Origin of the sequence: Phenylobacterium sp. (genome assembly GCF_035276905.1) — a bacterium.
In the GTDB taxonomy this organism is placed as follows: Bacteria; Pseudomonadota; Alphaproteobacteria; order Caulobacterales; family Caulobacteraceae; genus Phenylobacterium.
Genome location: NZ_DATELG010000021.1, coordinates 1 through 2,539 on the forward strand (window position 1 = coordinate 1; position 2,539 = coordinate 2,539).

General features: G+C 69.2%; 2 protein-coding genes and 1 pseudogene. 1 reads left to right on the forward strand and 2 read right to left on the reverse strand.

Annotated elements, in window-relative coordinates; genetic code table 11:
• The coding region (locus VJS38_RS00705; RefSeq protein ID WP_324086236.1) for an IS701 family transposase at positions 1-1,209 on the forward strand (1,209 nt) is incomplete at its 5' end.
• 187 nt (positions 1,210-1,396) lie between these two features.
• Here the strand turns inward: VJS38_RS00705 and VJS38_RS00710 are convergent.
• Together VJS38_RS00710 and VJS38_RS20955 are read right to left on the reverse strand one after the other, a co-directional pair.
• Positions 1,397-2,323, reverse strand: coding sequence for an IS630 family transposase (locus tag VJS38_RS00710; protein WP_414692398.1), 927 nt, complete (start codon positions 2,321-2,323; stop codon positions 1,397-1,399).
• A pseudogene (locus VJS38_RS20955) lies at positions 2,272-2,502 on the reverse strand (helix-turn-helix domain-containing protein); the annotation flags it as partial. The pseudogene VJS38_RS20955 and the gene VJS38_RS00710, both read right to left, overlap by 52 nt.
• Positions 2,503-2,539: the final 37 nt, after the last annotated feature.

Here is a 2,539-nt window from a genome sequence, read left to right on the forward strand (position 1 = left end):
GCCCGGAGCACCCATGCGGAGCTGCTAGTCGGCGCGATGCTGGCCCAGGGTGTACCGGTGACGCGGGCGGTCCTGGCGTTGGCGCCCCGGCTGGGCTGGCAGGCCTACCAACGGATGCTGGCGCGAGGCCGCTTCCGGTTGCTCGGCCTGGTTGCCGCGTTGTGCGGCATCGTCCGCCGTGAGAGCTGCGAGCCGCGACGCTTCGGCATCATCGACGACACGCTGGCGCCGCGGTGCTCGGCCAAGGCGCCCGGCGCTGCCGTGCGGTTTGACCATGCGAGGAAGACGAACCGCCCGACCTTCCTGCTGTGCCAGGCCTTCGTCACGCTTTGCACCGTCGTGCCATGCCGCGACCGGCCGCGCTCGGTTCCGATCCTGACCGGCCTGTGCCGCGGCGTCGGTCATGCCGGGAAGATCGCCTTGGCCAAGACCTTGCTGCGGGCGGTTGGCGATCGCCTTGGTCCCCTGTGTCTGCTGCTCGACGCTTGGTACATGCGCGGCTCAGTGGTCCGGGCCGCGATGCGGCGTGGCCATACCGTCGTCGGTCAGGTCAGGCGCGACACGGCCCTGTTCGCGCTGCCGCCGCCGCGGGCACCCGGTCGGCGCGGGCGCTCGAGGCTGTATGGCGCCAAGCTCGGCGCGGCGGCGGTGGCGCAGCTGCCGGTCTCGCACCACCGCATCGGTGGCTATGACGGCCGGATGGTTCGCCTGCGCCACCTTGTCTGCCGCCCCCGGTTTCTCCGCGGCGTCATCGTACAGGCGGTCTGGTGTGAACTGCAGAAGCGCGGCGGTGGTTGGGCGAAGCAGCGCCTGCTGCTGTCGACCGACCCCACCCTGTCGGCCGTCGAGGTCGTCGAAGCGTACGCGAACCGCTGGACCGTGGAGCCGCTGTTCGCCGCCCTCAAGCTCACCGACGGCATGGGCGCGATGTGGCAGCGAAGCCGGGCGGTCCTGCTGCGCTGGCTGCACTTGGTCCAGATCGGCCGCGCCCTGCTGGTCCTGCTCACCGCCAAGGCGGAGCCAGAAACCCTCGCCTTGGTCCGGCCTGGTGGCTGGCGCAAGGCAGCGACGCTGACGCCGGGTTTGCTCAAGGATGCGCTCGCCCGTCGGTTCCGCGATTTCGAGGCGTTCCGCCTCGTGCCCACAACCCGCGGCAAATCGGGACCGCTCCGTGGCACCGGACCACCTGAACAAGCCGCCGCAGCATGAGCCTTGCTCAAAGGCCTTCTCCAACTGCCTCCGACCGATCCGAACAGCCCGATCAGACCGCGGCCGTCGATGAGGCGCGTCCAGAGGAACTCGAAACTCCAGACCTCTGATAATCCTCCTTTATCGGGCAGAGAAGCCACCACCATAATGACGGCAGGCCGGCCGAAATCTGCGACCTAAACCGCGTCTACTTCGAGAACCGTAGTTTCTCCTCTTCGGGGTCGAGCCGATCCTTGACCCAGAGGCGGTCGGCGACGGTGCAGGGGTGCTGATTGAGCCGCGCCTCAAAGGCGGCGACGCGGCGGCTGAGGTCCTCGGCGGTACGATGGCAGTGGTGGTAGGTGACGTCCTCGCGCAGCCATCGCCAGAGCGCCTCGACCGGCATGAAGTCGGGGCTGTAGCCCGGCAAGGGCACGAGTTCGATCTGCAATGCCGTGGCGGCCTCGCGTACCGCCTGGGCGCGGTGATAGGGCGCGCCGTCCCACACCAGCATGAGCGGCTGGTCGGGCCATTCGGCCCGCAGCCGGTGCAGGACATCGATGGTGTTCGCGCCGTTGGCGCGAGCGTAGGGCCAGAGCCGCACCTCACCCTCGTTGTAGAGGTAGAGGCCGTAGAAGGAGAGCTTGTCGGCCAGGCGCGGCGAATGCGAGGCCACCCAGAAGCGCTGGCCGCGCGCCGCCCAGCCATAGCCAAGATCGGCATCCTGATGGATGTGCGCCTCGTCGAGGTAGACCAGGAGGTGGCGGTCGTGCTGGGCACCGGCCAGCAGATTCTGCACTTGCGTGATGAAGGCCTCTCGCTGCTGCGGGTCGGCCCGGCCGAGCAGCTTGCGGGCCTTCTTCCACGACAGCTTCAAGCGATGCAGGGCGCGGCGGATCGTCTCGCGGCAGCAGCGGCGACCAAACCTCGCCTCGACCCAGCCGACCAGACGCCGCAAGGTCCAGCGTGGCGCCGGGTCAGCCCCGGCGAGCGGCGGCGCCGCCGCGGTCTGCTGGGCGGCGTGGACAACCTCGCCGAGGCTGGCCTCGATCGCGGGGCAAAAAGGGGGCGGCGACCACCCGTGCGCCGGAAGATCAGCGCCTCGGGGCCGCCCGCATTGTAGAGGTGCAGCCACTCCATCACGGTCTGCGGGTGGCGACGAGTGCGGGCCGCCACCTGCGTCGCGCAGCTCGCCTGGGTGACCTCGTAAAGCGCCAGGAAGCGCTCGCGGGTGCGCTGATGGGCAGCGCTGGTGGCCAACTGACGCAGGTCTTCCGGTGTTTGGCCCCACCGGTCATAGTCAACGCGCAACATGCTGGGAGTAGATACTCTCCGATTCGTCTCCCACCAT